Below are 19443 nucleotides of genomic sequence, written 5' to 3' on the forward strand. Positions count from 1 at the left end.
TGTAGGCGTCGACCTGGGCCATCAGCTCGCGGATCGCGTCTTCGCCGATCGTCTTGTCGGAATCTTCAAGTGCGGCCAGCGCCGAACCCTTGACCACCGGGATGTCGTCGCCCGGGAAGTCGTAGGACGACAGAAGTTCGCGCACTTCCAGCTCGACGAGCTCGAGAAGCTCGGCGTCGTCAACCTGGTCGACCTTGTTCAGGAACACGACGATCGCCGGAACGCCGACCTGGCGGGCGAGCAGGATGTGTTCGCGGGTCTGCGGCATCGGGCCGTCAGCAGCCGAGCACACCAGGATCGCACCGTCCATCTGCGCCGCACCGGTGATCATGTTCTTCACGTAGTCGGCGTGACCGGGGCAGTCGACGTGCGCGTAGTGGCGGGCAGCCGTCTCGTATTCGACGTGCGCCGTCGAGATCGTGATGCCGCGGGCCTTTTCTTCCGGTGCAGCGTCGATCTGGTCATACGCCTTGTATTCGCCGAAATACTTCGTGATCGCCGCCGTCAGAGACGTCTTGCCGTGGTCAACGTGGCCGATCGTGCCGATGTTAACGTGCGGCTTGTTGCGCTCAAACTTACTCTTTGCCATTTCCGGCTCTCCATTCTGCTAGTCCCCGAAGGGATCTAATTCTTGTTATCGGTCAATTGGTATTCCGGTCACTTCTGACCGGAATACTTTGCCTGGATTTCAGTTGCGACGTTCGACGGGACCGGCGCGTAGTGATCGAAGGTCATCGTGTACTGAGCGCGGCCCTGCGACATGGAGCGCAGGTTGTCGACGTACTTGAACATGTTCGCCAGCGGAACGTTGGCGTTGATGACGACAGCGATACCGCGGCTCTCCTGGCCCTGGATCTGACCACGGCGGGAGTTCAGGTCGCCGATGACGTCGCCGACGTAATCTTCCGGCGTGACGACTTCGACCTTCATCATCGGCTCGAGCAGCTGAGCGCCGGACTTCTTCGCTGCTTCACGGAAGCAGGCGCGGGAAGCGATTTCGAACGCGAGCACGGACGAGTCGACGTCGTGGTAGGCACCGTCGATGAGCGTCGCCTTGACGCCGAGCATCGGGAAGCCAGCCAGCGGACCAGAGGACAGAACGCTTTCGATGCCCTTCTGGACGCCCGGGATGTATTCCTTCGGAACAGCACCGCCGACGATCTTGGACTCGAACTTGAAGTCGTCGCCTTCGGGGTTCGGTTCGAAGACGATCTTGACGCGTGCGAACTGGCCGGTACCACCGGACTGCTTCTTGTGCGTGTAGTCTTCTTCGTGCTTCTTCGTGATGGTTTCGCGGTAGGCAACCTGCGGCGCACCGACGGTCGCTTCAACCTTGAACTCGCGACGCATGCGGTCGACAATGATGTCGAGGTGAAGTTCACCCATGCCGGCGATGATCGTCTGACCCGATTCCTGGTCCGTCTTCACACGGAAGGACGGATCTTCGGCAGCCAGACGGTTGAGCGCAAGGCCCATCTTTTCCTGGTCGCCCTTGGTCTTCGGCTCGATGGCGATCTGGATGACCGGCTCGGGGAATTCCATGCGCTCGAGGATAACCGGCTTCAGCGGATCGCAGAGCGTATCGCCAGTCGTGGTTTCCTTGAGGCCTGCGAGCGCGACGATGTCGCCGGCGAAGGCTTCTTCGATGTCTTCGCGTGAGTTGGAGTGCATCTGCAGCATGCGGCCGACGCGCTCGCGCTTGTCCTTGACCGTATTCATGACCGACGCGCCCTTCTCGAGCTTGCCGGAGTAGATGCGGGCGAACGTGAGCGAACCGACGAAGGGGTCGTTCATGATCTTGAAGGCGAGCATGGAGAGCGGTTCGCTGTCATCGGGGTGACGCTCGATTTCAGCTTCCGTCTTCACGTCGATACCCTTGATCGCCGGAATGTCGAGCGGCGACGGCAGGTAATCGACAACTGCGTCGAGCAGCGGCTGAACGCCCTTGTTCTTGAAGGCAGTACCGCAGAACATCGGATGGAACTTGACGTCGATGGTGCCGCGGCGAACGAGCGCGCGGATCTGATCGTTGTCGGGCATGTTGCCTTCGAGGTAGGCTTCCATCGCGGCCTCGTCGATCTCAACAACCGTCTCGATCAGCTTTTCACGATATTCTTCAGCCTTGGCCTTCATATCTTCCGGAATTTCGACGACGTCCCACTGCGCGCCGAGCGACTCGTCGCGCCAGATGAGAGCGTTCATCTCGATCAGGTCGACAACGCCCTTGAATTCCGTCTCCGCACCGATCGGCAGCTGCATGACGACAGCCGTTGCGCCGAGACGTGTCTTGATCATCTCGACCGAGCGATAGAAGTCCGCACCGGTCTTGTCCATCTTGTTGCAGAAGATCATGCGCGGAACATTGTACTTCTCGGCCTGGCGCCAGACGGTTTCCGTCTGCGGCTCGACACCGGCGTTGGCGTCGAGAAGCGCAATGGCACCATCGAGAACGCGCAGCGAACGCTCGACTTCGATGGTGAAGTCGACGTGGCCAGGGGTGTCGATGATGTTGAAGCGGCGCGTCTTGCCGTCACGGCCCTTCCAGTAGGTCGTGGTAGCCGCGGACGTGATCGTGATGCCACGCTCCTGCTCCTGCTCCATCCAGTCCATCGTGGCTGCGCCGTCGTGGACTTCGCCGATCTTGTGCGACTTACCGGTGTAGTAAAGAATACGCTCGGTGGTCGTGGTCTTGCCGGCGTCGATGTGCGCCATGATACCGAAATTGCGGTAGTCTTCGATTTTATATTCGCGGGCCATTGTGGACTGCCTTTCGATACCGTGCGGAATTACCAGCGATAGTGCGAGAATGCACGGTTGGCGTCAGCCATCTTGTGCGTGTCTTCGCGCTTCTTAACGGCACTGCCGCGGTTGTTGGATGCATCGAGAAGCTCGCCCGAAAGGCGGTCAACCATGGTCGTTTCGTTGCGCTTGCGGGCAGCAGCGATGAGCCAGCGAATGGCGAGAGCCTGACGGCGCTCCGGACGGACGTCGACCGGGACCTGGTAGGTCGCACCACCAACGCGGCGCGAGCGGACTTCAACGTGCGGGGCTATGTTGTCGAGCGCAGCATGGAAAACCGTAACCGGCTCCTGCTTGGACTTGCCCTGCACGACGTCGAATGCGCCGTATACGATGTTTTCAGCAACGGACTTCTTGCCGTCGAGCATGATGGCATTCATGAACTTCGTGACAACCAGATCGCCGAACTTCGGGTCCGGGTTGATTTCGCGCTTTTCTGCTCTGTGACGTCGGGACATACTTCTCGTCTCTTCAACTGTTAAGGCGCTTTACCACGCGGAGAACCTCGCGCAGCGCCGGAAAACCAAACCCGAATTACTTCGGACGCTTCGCACCGTACTTCGAACGGCGCTGCTTGCGGTTCTTGACACCCTGGGTATCGAGAACGCCGCGGATGATGTGGTAACGGACACCCGGAAGGTCCCTCACGCGGCCGCCACGGATCATGACGACGGAGTGCTCCTGAAGGTTGTGGCCTTCGCCGGGGATGTAACCAATGACTTCGAAGCCGTTGGTGAGGCGGATCTTGGCAACCTTACGCAGAGCCGAGTTCGGCTTCTTCGGCGTCGTGGTGTAGACGCGGGTGCAAACGCCGCGCTTCTGCGGGTTTTCCTGCAGTGCAGGAACCTTGTTACGCTTTACACTTGCCTGGCGAGGCTTGCGGATCAGCTGGTTTACGGTAGGCATTCAACCATCCCTTACGTTTATCTTTCAAACCCTTGCGGGCGTAACTCGCGCCGTCTCCGGCAAGATCACACGACTGACGTCAATGCGCAAAATGTGGCCCGATCTGCTTGCGCAGATGGACCACCGAAGGCAGAGGACGCAAAAAAGACATGCGTCATGCGTGCAGGCATCATATCTTCAACGTGCGTTTCGAACCTTGTTTGAGGAGAACTCTAAGGCGAGACGCCTCAGACAGCCATGCCTCACATGGGTTCCGATGGCGCGGGTACTACTGGTTTCCCGCAGGTTCGTCAAGGCCGGTTAATAAATAATCTTCGGCGGATCGCCTTGAAACCCGGGCTCCGTGCGCTCTTTGAAGGCTTTTAGACGAAATGGACGCCGCATGCCAAGTTGAACTTGGGCATCGCAGCAAAAACGGCTAAGGAATCAGCGATCGCGGGCTGCACGCCCTGTCAAAGCAGATTCGCGTTTTCGAATCGCCAGAGCCAAAGGACCGATGAATGATCGAAAAGCCTGATAACGACAATAATAGCGTGGGCCCGATGATCTTCATCATCATCGGCAAGGGCTACGAGTCTGACGGCGCCGAGGGCGTTGACCTGCATGTGATGCTGAAGGCGGCCGACGACGACAGCGCGGTGCGCGAGGCGCTGAACGCGCTTGCCGAAGAGGGCTTCATCGAAGCCGACCTCGACCAGATCGGCATGCTGACCGACGCGCCGGACGAAGAGCCACATGCGTCGGCCTACCAGGGCGCGCTCGACGGCGAAGTCGCGATCATCCGCTTCAACTGAGAGGTGACTATGCCGGATGCGCAAAAGGTGCTGATCTACGCCACCTGGCGCGGCCGGCTCCTGGTTTTCGACGAGCCGGATTTTCCGGAGATCAAACTGCAGGTTCCGGGTGGGACAGTCGAACGCGGCGAAGACCTTGCGCAAGCGGCGGCCCGCGAATTCGCCGAGGAAACAGGTCTTGCGCTGAGCAACCTTCTTCGTCCGCTTGCAATCGACGATTATCGCTTCATCAAGAACGGCACCACCATCTGCCACCGGCGGCATTATTATCATGCAGCTCTCGCAGACCCCTACCCCGACACCTGGCTTCATCACGAAATGACGCCATTCGACGGCGGCAAGCCGATTCTGTTTCGCTTCTTCTGGATGGACATAGCGTCGGCAAAGACCGAGCTCGGTTACGGAATGCAGAACTGCCTCATCCAGCTTCCCTAACTAATCCGCGTCTTAGTTTATCGCACTCTTGAAGACGTGTGCAGAATATGTACGTCCCACGAGGCGCTCATATCGATCCTTCAACTCTGCAAAAATGTCCCCTGCCGGTCGAACACGACCAGCCTCGATGTCGGCCATCGCGCGGGCCAAAGCGGCATCGAGCAAATTCTCCCGTTCATTGACAAGGCGCGCGCCCTTCTGAGCCATGTGAACTACCTCCATAAGTTACTCTGGTGCCGACCCGGTAATCGTTTCCAACCAAAAAGGAGAACCGTCCCCGGCGTTCATGCTCTCGCGAATCCAAACAAAAACCGCCCGGGGTGATCCGGGCGGTTTTTCAATTCTAGGGCCGAGGCTGCCGGTTATTCGCCAGCAGGGGCATTCTCGCTGGCCATGTCCTGGAGCATCGGGGTTGCGGCATCCGCGCCCGTGCCCTTGCGGCGCTCTTCGAGGATCATCTCGTCGCGCGACGTGGCGATGCGGCGGATCGCCGTCATGGTGCCGCCGGTACCGGCCGGGATGAGGCGGCCGACGATGACGTTTTCCTTGAGACCCTGCAGGCCGTCAGTCTTGCCGGCGATCGCAGCTTCCGTCAGCACCTTCGTCGTTTCCTGGAAGGAAGCGGCGGAGATGAAGGACGGCGTCTGCAGCGACGCCTTGGTGATGCCGAGAAGAACCGGATCGCCATAGGCAGGCTTCTTGCCCTGTTCGATCAGGCCGTCGTTGACGTCCTCAAGCTCGATACGGTCGACATTGTCGCCGACGATATAGGTCGAGTCGCCCGCATCGGTGATTTCCACCTTCTGCAGCATCTGACGGACAATCACCTCGATGTGCTTGTCGTTGATGACAACGCCCTGCAAGCGGTAGACTTCTTGGATTTCGTTGACGAGATAGGAGGCCAAAGCCTCCACGCCCTTGATCGCCAAGATGTCGTGCGGTGCCGGGTTACCGTCGAGGATGTAGTCACCCTTTTCGATATAGTCGCCTTCCTGAAGGTGGAAGGGCTTGCCCTTCGGGATCAGGTATTCGACAGGCTCGACACCGTCTTCCGCCGGCTCGATGATAACGCGGCGCTTGTTCTTGTAGTCGCGGCCGAGGCGGATCGTACCATCGATCTCAGCGATGATGGCATGGTCTTTCGGACGGCGGGCTTCGAACAATTCGGCGACACGCGGCAGACCGCCGGTGATGTCCTTGGTCTTGGCGCTTTCCAGCGGCGAACGTGCAAGCACGTCGCCCTGAGACACCTTCTGGCCCGGCTCGACCGAAAGGATTGCCTCGACCGAGAGCAGGAAGCGGGCATCGCCGCCGCGCGAAAGCTTCGCGACGTTGCCGCTTGCGTCCTTGATGACGATTGCCGGCTTGAGGTCGGAACCACGCGGCGTCGAACGCCAGTCAATGACCTGACGCTTGGTGATACCGGTGGCTTCGTCGGTCGCTTCGAGAACGGAGAGACCGTCGACAACGTCTTCGAACTGAACGGTACCGGCCAGTTCCGTCATTATCGGGCGGGTGTACGGATCCCACTCAGCCAGACGCTGGCCGCGCTTCACCTTGTCGCCCTCATCGACATAGAGCTTCGAACCGTAGGCAACGCGCTGCGAGGAGCGCTCAACGCCACGCTCGTCCAGAATCTGCACGGTCATGTTGCGGCCCATGGCAACGAGGATGCCCTCGGAGTTGCGCAGAAGGTTGCGGTTCTTGATCTGAACCGTGCCTTCATACGACGCTTCCAGGAACGACTGGTCGACCACGGTTGCCGTACCGCCAAGGTGGAAGGTACGCATGGTGAGCTGCGTGCCCGGCTCGCCGATCGACTGAGCCGCGATGACCCCGACTGCTTCGCCCATGTTGACCGGCGTACCGCGCGCGAGGTCGCGGCCATAGCAGACCGAGCAGACGCCCGTCTGGATTTCGCAGGTCAGTGCCGAACGGATGCGGATCGACTGGATACCAGCCTTTTCGATCTCGACGACATCGGGCTCGAGGATCATCCTGCCGGCATCGACGATGCGCTCGCCCGTGACCGGGTGATCGATGTTGTCGAGCGCCGTACGGCCGAGGATGCGTGCGCCGATCGAGGCGACGACCTGACCGGCATCGACGATGGCGGTCATGGTGAGGCCCTTGTCGGTGCCGCAATCCACGGAGTTGACGATGCAATCCTGCGCGACATCGACAAGACGGCGGGTCAGGTAGCCCGAGTTTGCCGTCTTCAAGGCGGTGTCTGCCAGACCCTTGCGGGCGCCGTGCGTCGAGTTGAAGTACTCGTTGACGGTCAGGCCTTCCTTGAAGTTCGAGATGATCGGCGTTTCGATGATCTCGCCCGAGGGCTTGGCCATCAGGCCGCGCATGCCGCCCAGCTGACGCATCTGGTTCGGCGAACCGCGGGCGCCGGAGTGGCTCATCATATAGATCGAGTTCATCGGCTTCTGACGGCCGGTTGCCTCGTCGAATTCGATGGCCTTAATGCGGGCCATCATTTCTTCGGCGACCTTCTCGGTGGCCTTGCCCCAAGCGTCGACCACCTTGTTGTACTTTTCGCCCTGGGTGATGAGACCGTCGTTGTACTGCTGCTCGTATTCCTTCACGAGCGCTTCGGTATCGCCGACGATCTTCACCTTGGTATCCGGGATCACCATGTCGTCCTTGCCGAACGAGATGCCGGCGCGGCAGGCATGCGAGAAACCGAGCTGCATGATGCGGTCGCAGAAAATGACCGTGTCCTTCTGGCCGCAATGACGGTAGACCGTGTCGATCATCTTGGAGATGTTCTTCTTGGTCATTTCCTGGTTGCAGATGTCGAAAGGCACCTTGCCGTTCTTCGGCAGTAGTTCGCCGATGAGCAGGCGGCCAGGCGTCGTTTCATAGATCTTGGAGTACGGCTTGCCGTCCTCGCCGATCGACTTGAAGCGGCCGCGGATCTTGGTGTGCAGCGTCACGACCTTGCTTTCGAGAGCATGATGCAACTCGCCGAGGTCCGAGAAGGCCATCCCTTCGCCCGGCTCGTTCTGGTTCATGATCGAGAGGTAGTAGAGGCCGAGAACCATGTCCTGCGACGGAACAATGATCGGTGCACCGTTTGCCGGGTGCAGGATGTTGTTCGTCGACATCATCAGGACGCGGGCTTCGAGCTGGGCTTCGAGCGACAGCGGCACGTGAACGGCCATCTGGTCGCCGTCGAAGTCGGCGTTGAAGGCAGTGCAGACGAGCGGATGCAGCTGGATCGCCTTGCCCTCGACCAGGATAGGCTCGAAGGCCTGGATGCCCAGGCGGTGCAGCGTCGGTGCGCGGTTCAGGAGAACCGGATGCTCGCGGATAACCTCGTCGAGGATATCCCAGACTTCCGGCTTTTCCTTCTCGACCAGCTTTTTCGCCTGCTTGACGGTCGAGGAGTAACCCTTGGCGTCGAGGCGGGCATAGATGAACGGCTTGAAGAGTTCGAGCGCCATCTTCTTCGGCAGGCCGCACTGGTGCAGCTTCAGTTCCGGACCGGTCACGATGACGGAACGGCCGGAATAGTCGACGCGCTTACCGAGCAGGTTCTGGCGGAAGCGGCCCTGCTTGCCCTTCAGCATGTCGGACAGCGACTTCAGCGGGCGCTTGTTGGCGCCCGTGATGACGCGGCCGCGGCGGCCGTTGTCGAACAGCGCGTCAACGGATTCCTGCAGCATACGCTTTTCGTTGCGGATGATGATACCCGGCGCACGAAGCTCGATCAGGCGCTTCAGACGGTTGTTACGGTTGATGACACGGCGATAGAGATCGTTGAGGTCCGACGTCGCGAAACGGCCGCCATCGAGCGGAACGAGCGGACGCAGGTCCGGCGGAATCACCGGAACGACCTTCATGATCATCCATTCCGGACGATTGCCGGAGTCCATGAAGTTCTCGACGATCTTCAAGCGCTTCATCAGCTTCTTCTGCTTGAGATCCGACGTGGTGTCGGCAAGCTCGGAACGCAGATCGCCGGCGATCTTCTCGAGGTTCATCGAGGCGAGCATCTCGTAGATGGCTTCAGCGCCGATCATCGCCGTGAACTGGTCTTCGCCATATTCGTCGACGGCGAGCATGTACTCTTCTTCCGAGAGGAGCTGATGCTCCTTGAGGGCAGTGAGGCCCGGCTCGGTGACGATGTAGTTCTCGAAGTAGAGGACGCGCTCGACATCCTTCAGCGTCATGTCGAGCAGCGTGGAAATGCGGCTCGGCAGCGACTTCAGGAACCAGATGTGGGCAACGGGCGCGGCAAGCTCGATATGGCCCATGCGCTCGCGGCGAACGCGCGACAGCGTGACTTCGACGCCGCACTTTTCGCAGATGATGCCCTTGTACTTCATGCGCTTGTACTTGCCGCAAAGGCACTCGTAGTCCTTGATCGGCCCGAAGATGCGCGCGCAGAAGAGACCGTCGCGTTCCGGCTTGAACGTGCGGTAGTTGATGGTTTCCGGCTTCTTGATCTCACCGTAGGACCAGGAAAGGATCTTCTCCGGAGAGGCGATCGAAATCCGGATGGAGTCGAAATTCTGTGCAGGCACCTGCGGATTGAAAAGATTCATGACCTCTTGGTTCATGCCTGTCTCCTTCATGGGCGAATGCGCCCTTGGCTTGCGATGGTCGGCGGCAAATCCCGGGAGCCGCGCCAACGCTCAAAACGACAATAACCGCACAATGCGGCAGAAACGTCCCTGCCCGGCCGACACGTTGCGGGGCCTTGGCGGGAACGGTGTGCGCCTCTTAAAGGCGCACACCCTATCAAGTGGTTACTCGGCCGCGTCCGGCAGCTGGTTCGCCTGCTGCAGGTCCTCGACCTTCGAGTTCTCCAGCTCGACCGAAAGGCCCAGTGAGCGCATTTCCTTGACGAGAACGTTGAAGCTTTCGGGAATACCCGCTTCGAACGTATCGTCGCCCCGGACGATGGCTTCGTAGACCTTGGTGCGGCCGGCAACGTCGTCCGACTTCACCGTCAGCATTTCCTGCAGCGTGTAGGCTGCGCCGTATGCTTCCAGAGCCCAGACCTCCATTTCGCCGAAGCGCTGACCGCCGAACTGCGCCTTGCCGCCCAGCGGCTGCTGGGTCACTAGCGAATAAGGACCGATCGAACGGGCATGGATCTTGTCGTCGACCAGGTGGTTGAGCTTCAGCATGTAGATGTAGCCCACGGTCACCTGACGGTCGAACTGCTCGCCGGTACGGCCGTCGTACAGCGTCGACTGGCCCGAGTCCTTGAGACCAGCCAGACGCAGCATGTCGTTTACATCGCCTTCATGGGCACCGTCGAAGACCGGCGTTGCAATCGAAACGCCGCGCTTCCACTGGTCCGCAAGACGCAGAACCGAGTCGTCGTCGAAGTCCTTGACCTGTTCGGCCTTCGGACCGTCACCGACAACGTCGCCGATCGTCTTGCGCAATGGCTCGATATTGCCGTTCGCCTTGTAGGCTTCGATCAGATCGCCGATCTGCTTGCCCATGCCGGCGCAAGCCCAGCCGAGGTGCGTCTCGAGGATCTGGCCGACGTTCATGCGCGAAGGCACGCCGAGCGGGTTCAGAACGACGTCGACATGCGTGCCGTCTTCGAGGAACGGCATGTCTTCGACTGGTACGATGCGGGACACGACACCCTTGTTGCCGTGACGGCCGGCCATCTTGTCGCCCGGCTGGATCTTGCGCTTCACAGCAACGAAGACCTTGACCATCTTCATGACGCCCGGAGGCATTTCGTCGCCGCGCTGGACCTTCTCGACCTTGTCCATGAAGCGCTGTTCAAGGCGCGACTTGGATTCGTCGTACTGGCCGCGGAGTGCTTCGAGTTCGCTCTGGACCTTCTCGTCCTCGACCGCGAACATCCACCACTGCGAGCGGGGATATTCGGAAACGACTGCGTTCGAAAGCTCCGCGCCCTTCTTGAAGCCCTTCGGGCCGGCGATGGACATCTGGCCGCGGAGCATCTCGATCAGGCGGCCGTAGACGTTACGGTCGAGGATCGCCTGTTCGTCGTCGCGGTCCTTGGCAAGACGCTCGATCTCTTCGCGCTCGATCGCCATGGCGCGCTCGTCCTTTTCAACGCCGTGACGATTGAAGACGCGCACTTCGACGATTGTGCCGTAGGTGCCGGGCGGCATGCGCATGGAGGTGTCGCGGACGTCGGACGCCTTTTCGCCGAAGATGGCGCGCAGGAGCTTTTCTTCCGGCGTCATCGGGCTCTCGCCCTTCGGCGTGATCTTGCCGACGAGGATATCGCCCGGCTGAACTTCGGCGCCGATGTAGACGATGCCTGCTTCGTCGAGGTTCTTCAGCGCTTCCTCCGAAACGTTCGGAATGTCGCGCGTGATTTCTTCCGGACCGAGCTTCGTGTCGCGCGCCATCACTTCGAATTCTTCGATGTGGATGGAGGTGAACACGTCGTCGGCAACGATGCGCTCCGAAAGCAGGATCGAGTCTTCGTAGTTGTAGCCGTTCCACGGCATGAACGCGACGAGCGCGTTGCGGCCGAGAGCCAGGTCGCCGAGGTCGGTCGACGGACCGTCCGCGAGAATGTCGCCGCGGTTGACAACGTCACCGACGGTGACCAGCGGACGCTGGTTGACGCACGTGTTCTGGTTCGAACGCTGGAACTTCTGCAGGCGGTAGATGTCGACGCCGGACTTGCCGGCTTCGAGGTCTTCCGTTGCGCGGATGACGATACGCGTCGCGTCGACCTGGTCGACGACACCGCCGCGGCGTGCGCCGATGGCAGCACCCGAGTCACGAGCAACGATCGGCTCCATGCCGGTGCCGACGAACGGTGCTTCAGCGCGCAGCAGCGGAACTGCCTGACGCTGCATGTTCGAACCCATGAGGGCGCGGTTGGCGTCGTCGTTTTCCAGGAACGGGATGAGAGCGGCAGCGACCGAAACGACCTGCTTCGGCGAGACGTCCATCAGGTTCATGCTGTCGCGCGGGGCGAGCATGACTTCGCCGGCGTGACGGCAGACGACGAATTCGTCAACGAAGGAACCTTCCTTGTCGAGCTCGGCGTTGGCCTGCGCGACATAGTACTTCGCCTCTTCCATCGCCGACAGGTAAAGGACGTCGTTCGTCACCTTGCCGTCGATGATGCGGCGGTATGGGCTCTCGATGAAGCCGTACTTGTTGACGCGCGCAAAGGTCGCCAGCGAGTTGATAAGACCGATGTTCGGGCCTTCCGGCGTTTCGATCGGGCAAATACGGCCGTAGTGGGTCGGATGAACGTCGCGGACTTCAAAGCCGGCGCGCTCGCGGGTCAGACCACCCGGACCAAGTGCCGAAAGACGGCGCTTGTGGGTGATTTCCGACAACGGATTGACCTGGTCCATGAACTGCGACAGCTGCGAGGAGCCGAAGAACTCGCGAACGGCGGCAGCGGCCGGCTTCGCGTTGATCAGATCCTGCGGCATCACCGTATCGATCTCGATCGAGGACATACGTTCCTTGATCGCGCGCTCCATGCGGAGCAGACCGAGACGGTACTGGTTTTCCATCAGCTCGCCGACCGAGCGGACGCGGCGGTTGCCGAGGTTGTCGATGTCATCGATCTCGCCCTTGCCGTCACGCAGCTCGACGAGCATCTTGACCACGGCCAGGATGTCGTCCTTGCGTAGCACGCGGACGGTGTCTTCGACGTCGAGGTCGAGGCGCATGTTCATCTTCACGCGGCCGACGGCGGAGAGGTCGTAACGCTCCGCATCGAAGAACAGCGAGTTGAACATGGCTTCGGCTGATTCCATGGTCGGCGGTTCACCCGGACGCATGACGCGGTAGATGTCGAACAGCGCGTCCTGGCGGTTCTCGTTCTTGTCTGCGTTGAGCGTATTGCGGATGTAGGCGCCGACATTGATGTGGTCGATGCCGAGAACCGGAATTTCGTCGAAACCGTTGGCGAGGATGACCGGCAGGGTTTTCTCGTCGATTTCGTCGCCGGCTTCGAGATAGATCTCACCCGTCGAGTAGTTGACGATGTCTTCTGCGAGGTAGTTGCCGTAGAGATCGTCGTCCGTCGCCTTCAGAGCCTTGAGGCCCTTGTCGGAGAGAGTGCGGAGCAGACGCGGGGTCAGCTTCTTACCGGCTTCGACAACGACTTCGCCGGTGTCGGCGTCTACCATCTCGGTGATCGCCTTGGCGCCCTTCAGCGTTTCGGGCTGGAAGGGAATACGCCAGCCTTCGCCGTCGCGCTTGTAGAGCGACTTCGTGTAGAAGGTATCGAGGATTTCCTCGCCATCCATGCCGAGGGCCATCAGCAGCGACGACACCGGAATCTTGCGGCGGCGGTCGATGCGGGCGTAGACGATGTCCTTGGCGTCGAATTCGATGTCGAGCCAGGAACCGCGGTACGGGATCACGCGAGCGGCGAAGAGCAGCTTGCCGGAAGAATGGCTCTTGCCCTTGTCGTGGTCGAAGAAGACGCCCGGTGAACGGTGCATCTGGGACACGATAACGCGCTCGGTGCCGTTCACGATGAAGGTACCGTTGTTCGTCATGAGCGGCATGTCGCCCATGTAGACGGACTGTTCCTTGATGTCCTTGATCGACTTCGCGCCGGTATCCTCGTCGATATCAAACACGATAAGGCGGAGGGTGACCTTCAGCGGCGCGGCGTAGGTTAGGTCGCGCTGGCGGCACTCGTCGACGTCGAACTTCGGCGGCTCGAACTCATAGGACACGAATTCCAGCATCGAAGCGCCGGAGAAGTCCGTGATCGGGAAAACTGACTTGAAGACGGCCTGGAGACCTTCGTCAGGGCGGCCGCCCTTGGGCTCTTCAACCATCAGGAATTGGTCGTAGGACGCCTTCTGAACCTCGATGAGGTTCGGCATTTCTGCGACTTCGGGGATTTTACCAAAAAACTTGCGTACGCGCCTACGACCGTTGAACGAAAGGGTCTGAGCCATCGTCGCTCCTTCAAAAATTGCATCCGGGCCTGCAACGGACGGGAACCGCTGGCCAGGCGATCCCGTCGATCAATGGATAATTCAATCTCGTCCCACTTCCCGAAGCCACATGGCCGGATCGCCCTGCGCTTCGGTTCGAGACTATGCTCTTGAAGAACCCATTACCCAAAAGCCGGTTTCACGCGGCTTTTGGGTAATTCGTTCACAAAAACGGCAAATGGGAGACGGTAAGCACCGCCTCCCAGATGCAGTTCAAGATTACTTGACGTCGGCCTTTGCGCCGGCGTCTTCAAGCTTCTTCTTGAGGTCAGCGGCTTCAGCCTTGGAAACGCCTTCCTTGACAGCCTTCGGAGCGGCTTCAACGAGGTCCTTGGCTTCCTTGAGGCCGAGGCCGGTGATAGCGCGGACTTCCTTGATGACGTTGATCTTGTTTGCGCCGGCATCCGTGAGGATGACGTCGAACTCGGTCTTTTCTTCTTCAACGGCAGCAGCAGCGCCAGCACCACCAGCAGCGGCAGCAACAGCTACCGGAGCAGCGGCGGAAACGCCCCACTTTTCTTCGAGAAGCTTTGACAGTTCTGCAGCTTCCAGAACGGTCAGCGAGGAGAGGTCGTCTACGATCTTTGCGAGATCAGCCATTTTTTCAGTTCCTTTTGTTCGGTTCGAACCGGTTTTCTATAAACAGCGAAAAACCGCCTTAAGCGGCTTCGTCCTTCTTGGCGTAAGCCGAAAACACGCGGGCAAGCTGGCTTGCCGGTGCTGCAACAACGCTTGCGATGCGAGTAGCCGGTGTCTGGATCATGCCCAGCAGCTTCGCGCGCAGTTCGTCCAACGACGGCAGGGTCGCAAGCGACTTGACTGCATCGGCGTTGAGCGTGGTTGTTCCCATGGCGCCGCCGAGCACAACGATCTTGTCGTTGCCCTTGGCGAAATCCACGACGACTTTCGGAGCGGTGATCGGATCGGCGCTGTATGCAATCAGCGTCTGACCGGTGAAGAGATTGGAAATCCCTTCCGCTTCCGTACCCTGAAGGGCGATCTTGGCCAGGCGGTTTTTCGCGACTCTGACGGTGCCGCCAGCAGCGCGCATCTTCGAACGGAAGTCGTTCATCTGCGCGACTGTGGCACCAGCATAGTGGGCCACGACAACCGAGCCCGAAGCCTTGAAGACTTCGTTCAGTTCCGTGACGAATTCGCGTTTTTCCGCTCTTTCCACTGCCTATCTCCAGTTGGCGGGACCGTGAAACGGACCCCACCGGGTTGCCTTTGCCTCCCGGGATCAGAAGCGATCCCAAGCGGCGCTTGAGGATCCTGTCCCCTCGCGCTTCGCGCCAAAAGGCCGAAGGCACAAGGCATCCAAGGCTCGAACCAAATCCATGAAGCCAGGCTTCATCGAAATTCGGGTCTTACCCGTCTCATGCAGGCCAAAGTGATTAAGGGAAAACCACCTGCAATCTCGGACAGGATTCCGGATTTCTCCGGAATATTCCGGCCCCTTTCGAGGCCGGAATTCTTGCCACCGGGCAGAGCCCGATGAAATTCGTTAAGAGGCCGTGACCGACGACGGGTCGATCTTGACACCCGGACCCATGGTCGAAGAGATCGCCACGCGCTTGAGGTAGTTGCCCTTCGCACCAGCCGGCTTCGCCTTGATGACGGCATCAGCGAAAGCCTTGATGTTTTCTTCAAGAGCCTTGGCGTCGAACGAAGCCTTGCCGATACCGGCATGCACGATACCAGCCTTCTCGACGCGGAACTCGACGGCGCCGCCCTTGGAAGCCTTGATCGCGCCGGTAACGTCCATCGTAACCGTTCCGACCTTCGGGTTCGGCATCATGCCGCGCGGGCCGAGTACCTTACCGAGACGACCGACGAGCGGCATCATGTCCGGGGTCGCGATAACGCGATCGAAATCGATCTTGCCGCCCTGGACGATTTCAACCAGCTCTTCTGCGCCAACGATGTCGGCACCGGCTGCCTTGGCTTCGTCAGCCTTGACGCCTCGAGCGAAAACGGCGACGCGAACGTCGCGGCCCGTACCGTTCGGCAGATTGACCACACCGCGGACCATCTGGTCTGCGTGGCGCGGATCGACGCCGAGGTTCATGGCGATTTCGATCGTTTCGTCGAACTTGGCGATCGCACGTTCCTTGACCATCGAGATGGCGTCGTTAAGGGCGACCAGTTTGGTCGGATCCACGCCTTCGCGGATCTTCTGAATACGCTTTGCAAGCTTTACCATGTTACGCCACCACTTCCAGGCCCATGGCGCGGGCAGAACCCTCGATCATGGCCATTGCGCCTTCGATATCCGCGGCGTTCAGGTCCTTCATCTTCGCTTCGGCAATCGCCTTGACCTGAGCCTTGGTCAGCTTGCCTGCGACGGCGCCCTTACCGGGCGTCTTCGAGCCGGACTGGATCTTCGCTTCCTTCTTGAGGAAGTAGCTGACGGGCGGCTGCTTCATCGCGAAGGTAAAGGACTTGTCCTGGTAATAGGTGATGACGACCGGGATCGGCATGCCCTTTTCCATTTCCTGCGTGGCGGCATTGAACGCCTTGCAGAATTCCATGATGTTAATGCCACGCTGACCAAGCGCCGGGCCAATCGGCGGGGACGGGTTTGCCGATCCTGCCTTGACCTGAAGCTTGAGCTGGCCTGCAACTTTCTTAGCCATAACTCTCTGCCTTTCATTGATGACCGGTCGCCCGGCCAGTGATGCCGGATTTCTCCGGCGGCTGCGGTTGCGTGGTGCGGATCTCGAAGGCCCGGCTAAGACCCCTCTCACCTTCCACGCGGTTCGCGGCTTTCGCCGCGCAGAAGTCAGTCAATACCGACTGACTTCCGATCTCAAAAAAATCAGACCTTCTCGACCTGACCGTATTCCAGTTCGACCGGGGTCGCGCGGCCGAAGATCGACACTTCCACCTTCAGGCGCGAACGCTCTTCGTCCACATCCTGAACCGTGCCGTTGAACGACGCGAACGGGCCGTCCGAAACGCGGACCTGTTCGCCGATCTCGAAGGTAATGGAAGCCTTCGGCCGCTCGACGCCTTCCTGGACCTGACCGAGAATGCGCTCGGCTTCGGAGTCCGGAATCGGAACGGGCTTGTTGTCGGAGCCGAGGAAACCAGTGACCTTCGGCGTGTTCTTGATCAGGTGGTAGGCCTCGTCCGTCAGGTTCGCACGAACCATGACATAGCCGGGGAAGAACTTGCGCTCGCTGTCGACCTTGCGGCCGCGGCGCACTTCGACCACCTTCTCGGTTGGCACGAGGATCTTTTCGAAAAGATGCCCGAGACCCTTCTGCCTGGCCTTCTCCTCGATGGATTCAGCCACCTTCTTTTCAAAATTCGAATACGCGTGGACGATATACCAACGTGCCGCCATCTTATATCTCCACCCGATCAGTTGCCGGTGTTGAGCACGTAGCTCAAAGCCCAGCCAATCAGCTGGTCAGCAGCAAAGAAAAACAGCGCGGCAAATACCGCCATCACCAGCACCATGATCGTCGAAATCATAGTCTCACGGCGAGACGGCCAGGTAACCTTGGACGTTTCGGCGCGCACCTGCTGCAGGAACGCAAACGGATTGGATTTGGATGCCATCGACTGCCCACGCAATTACGGCGCGTAAAGCTGAATATATCAGCCCCACGCACCGCGTGTCTGTTGAACCCTACATAAACACCGATTCCCAATTGCACAAGAGGGAAACCGCCATTTAGCGAAATTTGCCATATACCCTCCCCAACGAAACGCTGCAAGAACGTTCGCGCTTTCCGTTCGAAGAAGATGGCAGGGGCAGCAGGGCTCGAACCTACGACCTGCGGTTTTGGAGACCGCCGCTCTACCAACTGAGCTATACCCCTTTATGCTTTACATTCAGCCCGTTGACCTTGAGGGTCGAAGCGCGTCCTGCAAGCATGGCGCTCCTTTAAGACGGCGGCACGGGATATGCAAGTGCGATTTTCGATTTTTCCCAATCCGCCGTCGCCCGGCATAGGCTACGATCAGACCTTCACATATTTGCGCCAGTCGTGCTCTTCCTTGAAACCTAGGACCTCGCGGATAGTGCGGTTGGAGAGCAGGCCCTCATATTCGCCGATCTCGCGGGTGAAGGGCACGTTGGGGAAGAAGCGTTTGGCGAGTTCCTTGGAGGGAATGTTGGCGGTCACGGTGTCGTTCACGGCATTGAAGACCCGGAAACCCAATCCGCTCTTTTCGATGCACAGATGGACGATCTTCCCGAGGTCGCGGGCATCGACGTAGTTCCAGGCGTTGCGCCGGCGCGTCTCCGGATGGGCGATAAAGCTGGGAAACCTGTCATATTCATGCGGCTCGATGACATTTCCGATCCGCAACGCGTAGATATCGGCACCGGAGCGCTCGGCGAAGGCGCGCGCCGTCTTTTCGTTCAGCACCTTCGACAGGCCGTAGCTGTCCATCGGATCGACGTCATAGTCCTCCTCCAGCGGAAACTGATGAAAATCCTTCTGCCCCTCGGCGAAGCAGACGCCATAGGTGGTCTCGCTTGACGCGAGGATGATTTTCCGGACGCCAAGCTTCACCGCCGCCTCGAGGACGTTGTAAGTACCCATCGTGTTGACGCGGAACGTCTCGTTGTCCGACTTGATAAGAATGCGCGGAATCGCAGCGAAATGCACGACAGCGTCGAAGCCCTGGACGCCCTTGCCCGTCTCCAGATCGGGAAAATCGCGATGCATGGACAGCGCGTTGAAAACCTGGCCGCTGTCGGTGATGTCGGCAATCAGGTTGGTGACGCCGGGGCTGTCGAGCGACACGAGATCGACGTTGTGGACCTCATAGCCGGCATTCACCAGCCACGGCACGACATGGCGCCCCGCCTTGCCCGAGCCGCCCGTAAAAAGAATGCGCTTCTTCATGAAATCTCCTCCGCGTCATGAAATCGAAGAAATAGATAAAGGCTCCGCAACAGGGTGCAAGGTGAAGGCGCCGCTATTCTCAAGTCACGGCTCAATTCCGCCCATGCGGCTTCCACTTCCGCGATGGTGGAAAGCGCCTCTTTCAGCGCTGGAGTCTTGATGTCGTAAGCCACCTGGAGGTTCATCCAGAACTCGGGTGAAGTCTTGAAGAACTTGGCGAGCCGGAGCGCGGTATCGGTACTGATTCCGATTTTATTCCGAGACGATCCTCTCGATTCTGGTTCGGAGAACACCGTGTTCTTCGCGAGAGAATAGGGCGTCAGATCCAAAGGCTCCATATAGATTTCTCTGAGAATTTCACCGGGATGAATGGCGGGCGATTTGCTGATGGACATAACCAAAGCCTCCATGCTTACGGTCCTCCCCTCGCCGTCAGTCCCCGGAAGATCGTCCTGCCCACGCTTCCTTCCCACGGTCGCTCACCCTTCCGCAGTTGCGCTTCTCTTCGCTCGCTATGACCAGCTTACGGTGGGACTTGCACCCACAAGAATGCGCCCATGCTGGGCGCACAACAAAAAGCCCCGCCGTTTCCAGCGGGGCTTCTCCAATCCAAGCTAATCCGAAGATTACTCGACGATGCTGGCGACGATGCCGGCGCCGACGGTGCGGCCGCCTTCGCGGATGGCAAAGCGCAGCTTT

At 59.6% G+C, this 19443-nt stretch carries 18 protein-coding genes and 1 tRNA gene; 2 read left to right on the top strand and 17 right to left on the bottom strand.

What is annotated here, in order from left to right; genetic code table 11:
• From BN1800_RS36120 to rpsL, 4 genes are all read right to left on the bottom strand, one after another.
• Positions 1-589 (bottom strand): GTP-binding protein (locus BN1800_RS36120; protein ID WP_143534224.1); only part of this gene is annotated, 589 nt, incomplete at its 3' end.
• Between the two features lie 68 nt (positions 590-657).
• The gene (gene fusA / locus BN1800_RS36125) at positions 658-2757 is read right to left on the bottom strand and encodes an elongation factor G (protein WP_027513647.1); all 2100 of its coding nucleotides are present in this window, start codon (positions 2755-2757) and stop codon (positions 658-660) included.
• Positions 2758-2786: 29 nt separating this feature from the next.
• Positions 2787-3257 carry a 30S ribosomal protein S7 gene (gene rpsG / locus BN1800_RS36130; protein ID WP_027513646.1) on the bottom strand — a complete coding sequence of 157 codons (471 nt, stop codon included), beginning with the start codon at positions 3255-3257 and terminating at the stop codon, positions 2787-2789.
• Positions 3258-3333: 76 nt separating this feature from the next.
• A complete protein-coding gene (rpsL, locus tag BN1800_RS36135; protein WP_087005275.1) occupies positions 3334-3705 on the bottom strand; it encodes a 30S ribosomal protein S12 in 372 nt (123 codons plus the stop codon).
• A 500-nt stretch (positions 3706-4205) separates the two neighbouring features.
• Here rpsL and BN1800_RS36140 point away from each other — a divergent pair, with 500 nt between their 5' ends.
• Together BN1800_RS36140 and BN1800_RS36145 are read left to right on the top strand one after the other, a co-directional pair.
• Positions 4206-4499 carry a hypothetical protein gene (locus BN1800_RS36140; protein ID WP_027513645.1) on the top strand — a complete coding sequence of 98 codons (294 nt, stop codon included), beginning with the start codon at positions 4206-4208 and terminating at the stop codon, positions 4497-4499.
• Between the two features lie 9 nt (positions 4500-4508).
• Entirely contained in the window at positions 4509-4934 is a 426-nt protein-coding gene (locus BN1800_RS36145; protein WP_087005277.1) for an NUDIX hydrolase, read from the top strand.
• Positions 4935-4946: 12 nt separating this feature from the next.
• On the opposite strand, the gene BN1800_RS36150 is transcribed toward BN1800_RS36145, so the two are convergent.
• From BN1800_RS36150 to BN1800_RS40930, 13 genes are all read right to left on the bottom strand, one after another.
• Positions 4947-5141: a hypothetical protein gene (locus BN1800_RS36150; RefSeq protein ID WP_143534225.1), complete on the bottom strand. Its 195-nt coding sequence runs from the start codon at positions 5139-5141 to the stop codon at positions 4947-4949.
• Between the two features lie 155 nt (positions 5142-5296).
• Positions 5297-9508, bottom strand: a complete 4212-nt coding sequence (gene rpoC, locus BN1800_RS36155; protein WP_027513643.1) for a DNA-directed RNA polymerase subunit beta' — start codon at positions 9506-9508, stop codon at positions 5297-5299.
• Between the two features lie 189 nt (positions 9509-9697).
• Entirely contained in the window at positions 9698-13840 is a 4143-nt protein-coding gene (gene rpoB, locus BN1800_RS36160; RefSeq protein ID WP_027513642.1) for a DNA-directed RNA polymerase subunit beta, read from the bottom strand.
• A gap of 258 nt (positions 13841-14098) precedes the next feature.
• Positions 14099-14479 (bottom strand): 50S ribosomal protein L7/L12, encoded by a 381-nt coding sequence (gene rplL, locus BN1800_RS36165; protein WP_027513641.1) that lies wholly within the window; start codon positions 14477-14479, stop codon positions 14099-14101.
• Between the two features lie 58 nt (positions 14480-14537).
• A complete protein-coding gene (rplJ, locus tag BN1800_RS36170; protein ID WP_027513640.1) occupies positions 14538-15056 on the bottom strand; it encodes a 50S ribosomal protein L10 in 519 nt (172 codons plus the stop codon).
• 327 nt (positions 15057-15383) lie between these two features.
• Positions 15384-16082 (bottom strand): 50S ribosomal protein L1, encoded by a 699-nt coding sequence (gene rplA / locus BN1800_RS36175; protein ID WP_027513639.1) that lies wholly within the window; start codon positions 16080-16082, stop codon positions 15384-15386.
• Between the two features lies 1 nt (position 16083).
• Positions 16084-16515 carry a 50S ribosomal protein L11 gene (gene rplK / locus BN1800_RS36180; protein ID WP_027513638.1) on the bottom strand — a complete coding sequence of 144 codons (432 nt, stop codon included), beginning with the start codon at positions 16513-16515 and terminating at the stop codon, positions 16084-16086.
• A gap of 182 nt (positions 16516-16697) precedes the next feature.
• Positions 16698-17228, bottom strand: coding sequence for a transcription termination/antitermination protein NusG (gene nusG / locus BN1800_RS36185; RefSeq protein WP_027513637.1), 531 nt, complete (start codon positions 17226-17228; stop codon positions 16698-16700).
• A 17-nt stretch (positions 17229-17245) separates the two neighbouring features.
• The gene (gene secE, locus BN1800_RS36190; RefSeq protein WP_087005282.1) at positions 17246-17446 is read right to left on the bottom strand and encodes a preprotein translocase subunit SecE; all 201 of its coding nucleotides are present in this window, start codon (positions 17444-17446) and stop codon (positions 17246-17248) included.
• A 187-nt stretch (positions 17447-17633) separates the two neighbouring features.
• A tRNA-Trp gene (locus BN1800_RS36195) sits at positions 17634-17709 on the bottom strand.
• A 141-nt stretch (positions 17710-17850) separates the two neighbouring features.
• A complete protein-coding gene (locus BN1800_RS36200) occupies positions 17851-18744 on the bottom strand; it encodes an NAD-dependent epimerase/dehydratase family protein (RefSeq protein ID WP_087005285.1) in 894 nt (297 codons plus the stop codon).
• Complete coding sequence (locus BN1800_RS36205; RefSeq protein WP_087005288.1) at positions 18741-19139, bottom strand: HigA family addiction module antitoxin; 399 nt, start codon at positions 19137-19139, stop codon at positions 18741-18743. The genes BN1800_RS36200 and BN1800_RS36205 overlap by 4 nt, the downstream gene beginning before the upstream one ends.
• 231 nt (positions 19140-19370) lie before the next feature.
• On the bottom strand, positions 19371-19443 hold a 73-nt coding region (locus tag BN1800_RS40930; protein ID WP_141471830.1), incomplete at its 5' end, for an EF-Tu C-terminal domain-related protein.

It is taken from the genome of Rhizobium sullae, assembly GCF_900169785.1.
Taxonomy (GTDB): Bacteria; Pseudomonadota; Alphaproteobacteria; order Rhizobiales; family Rhizobiaceae; genus Rhizobium; species Rhizobium sullae.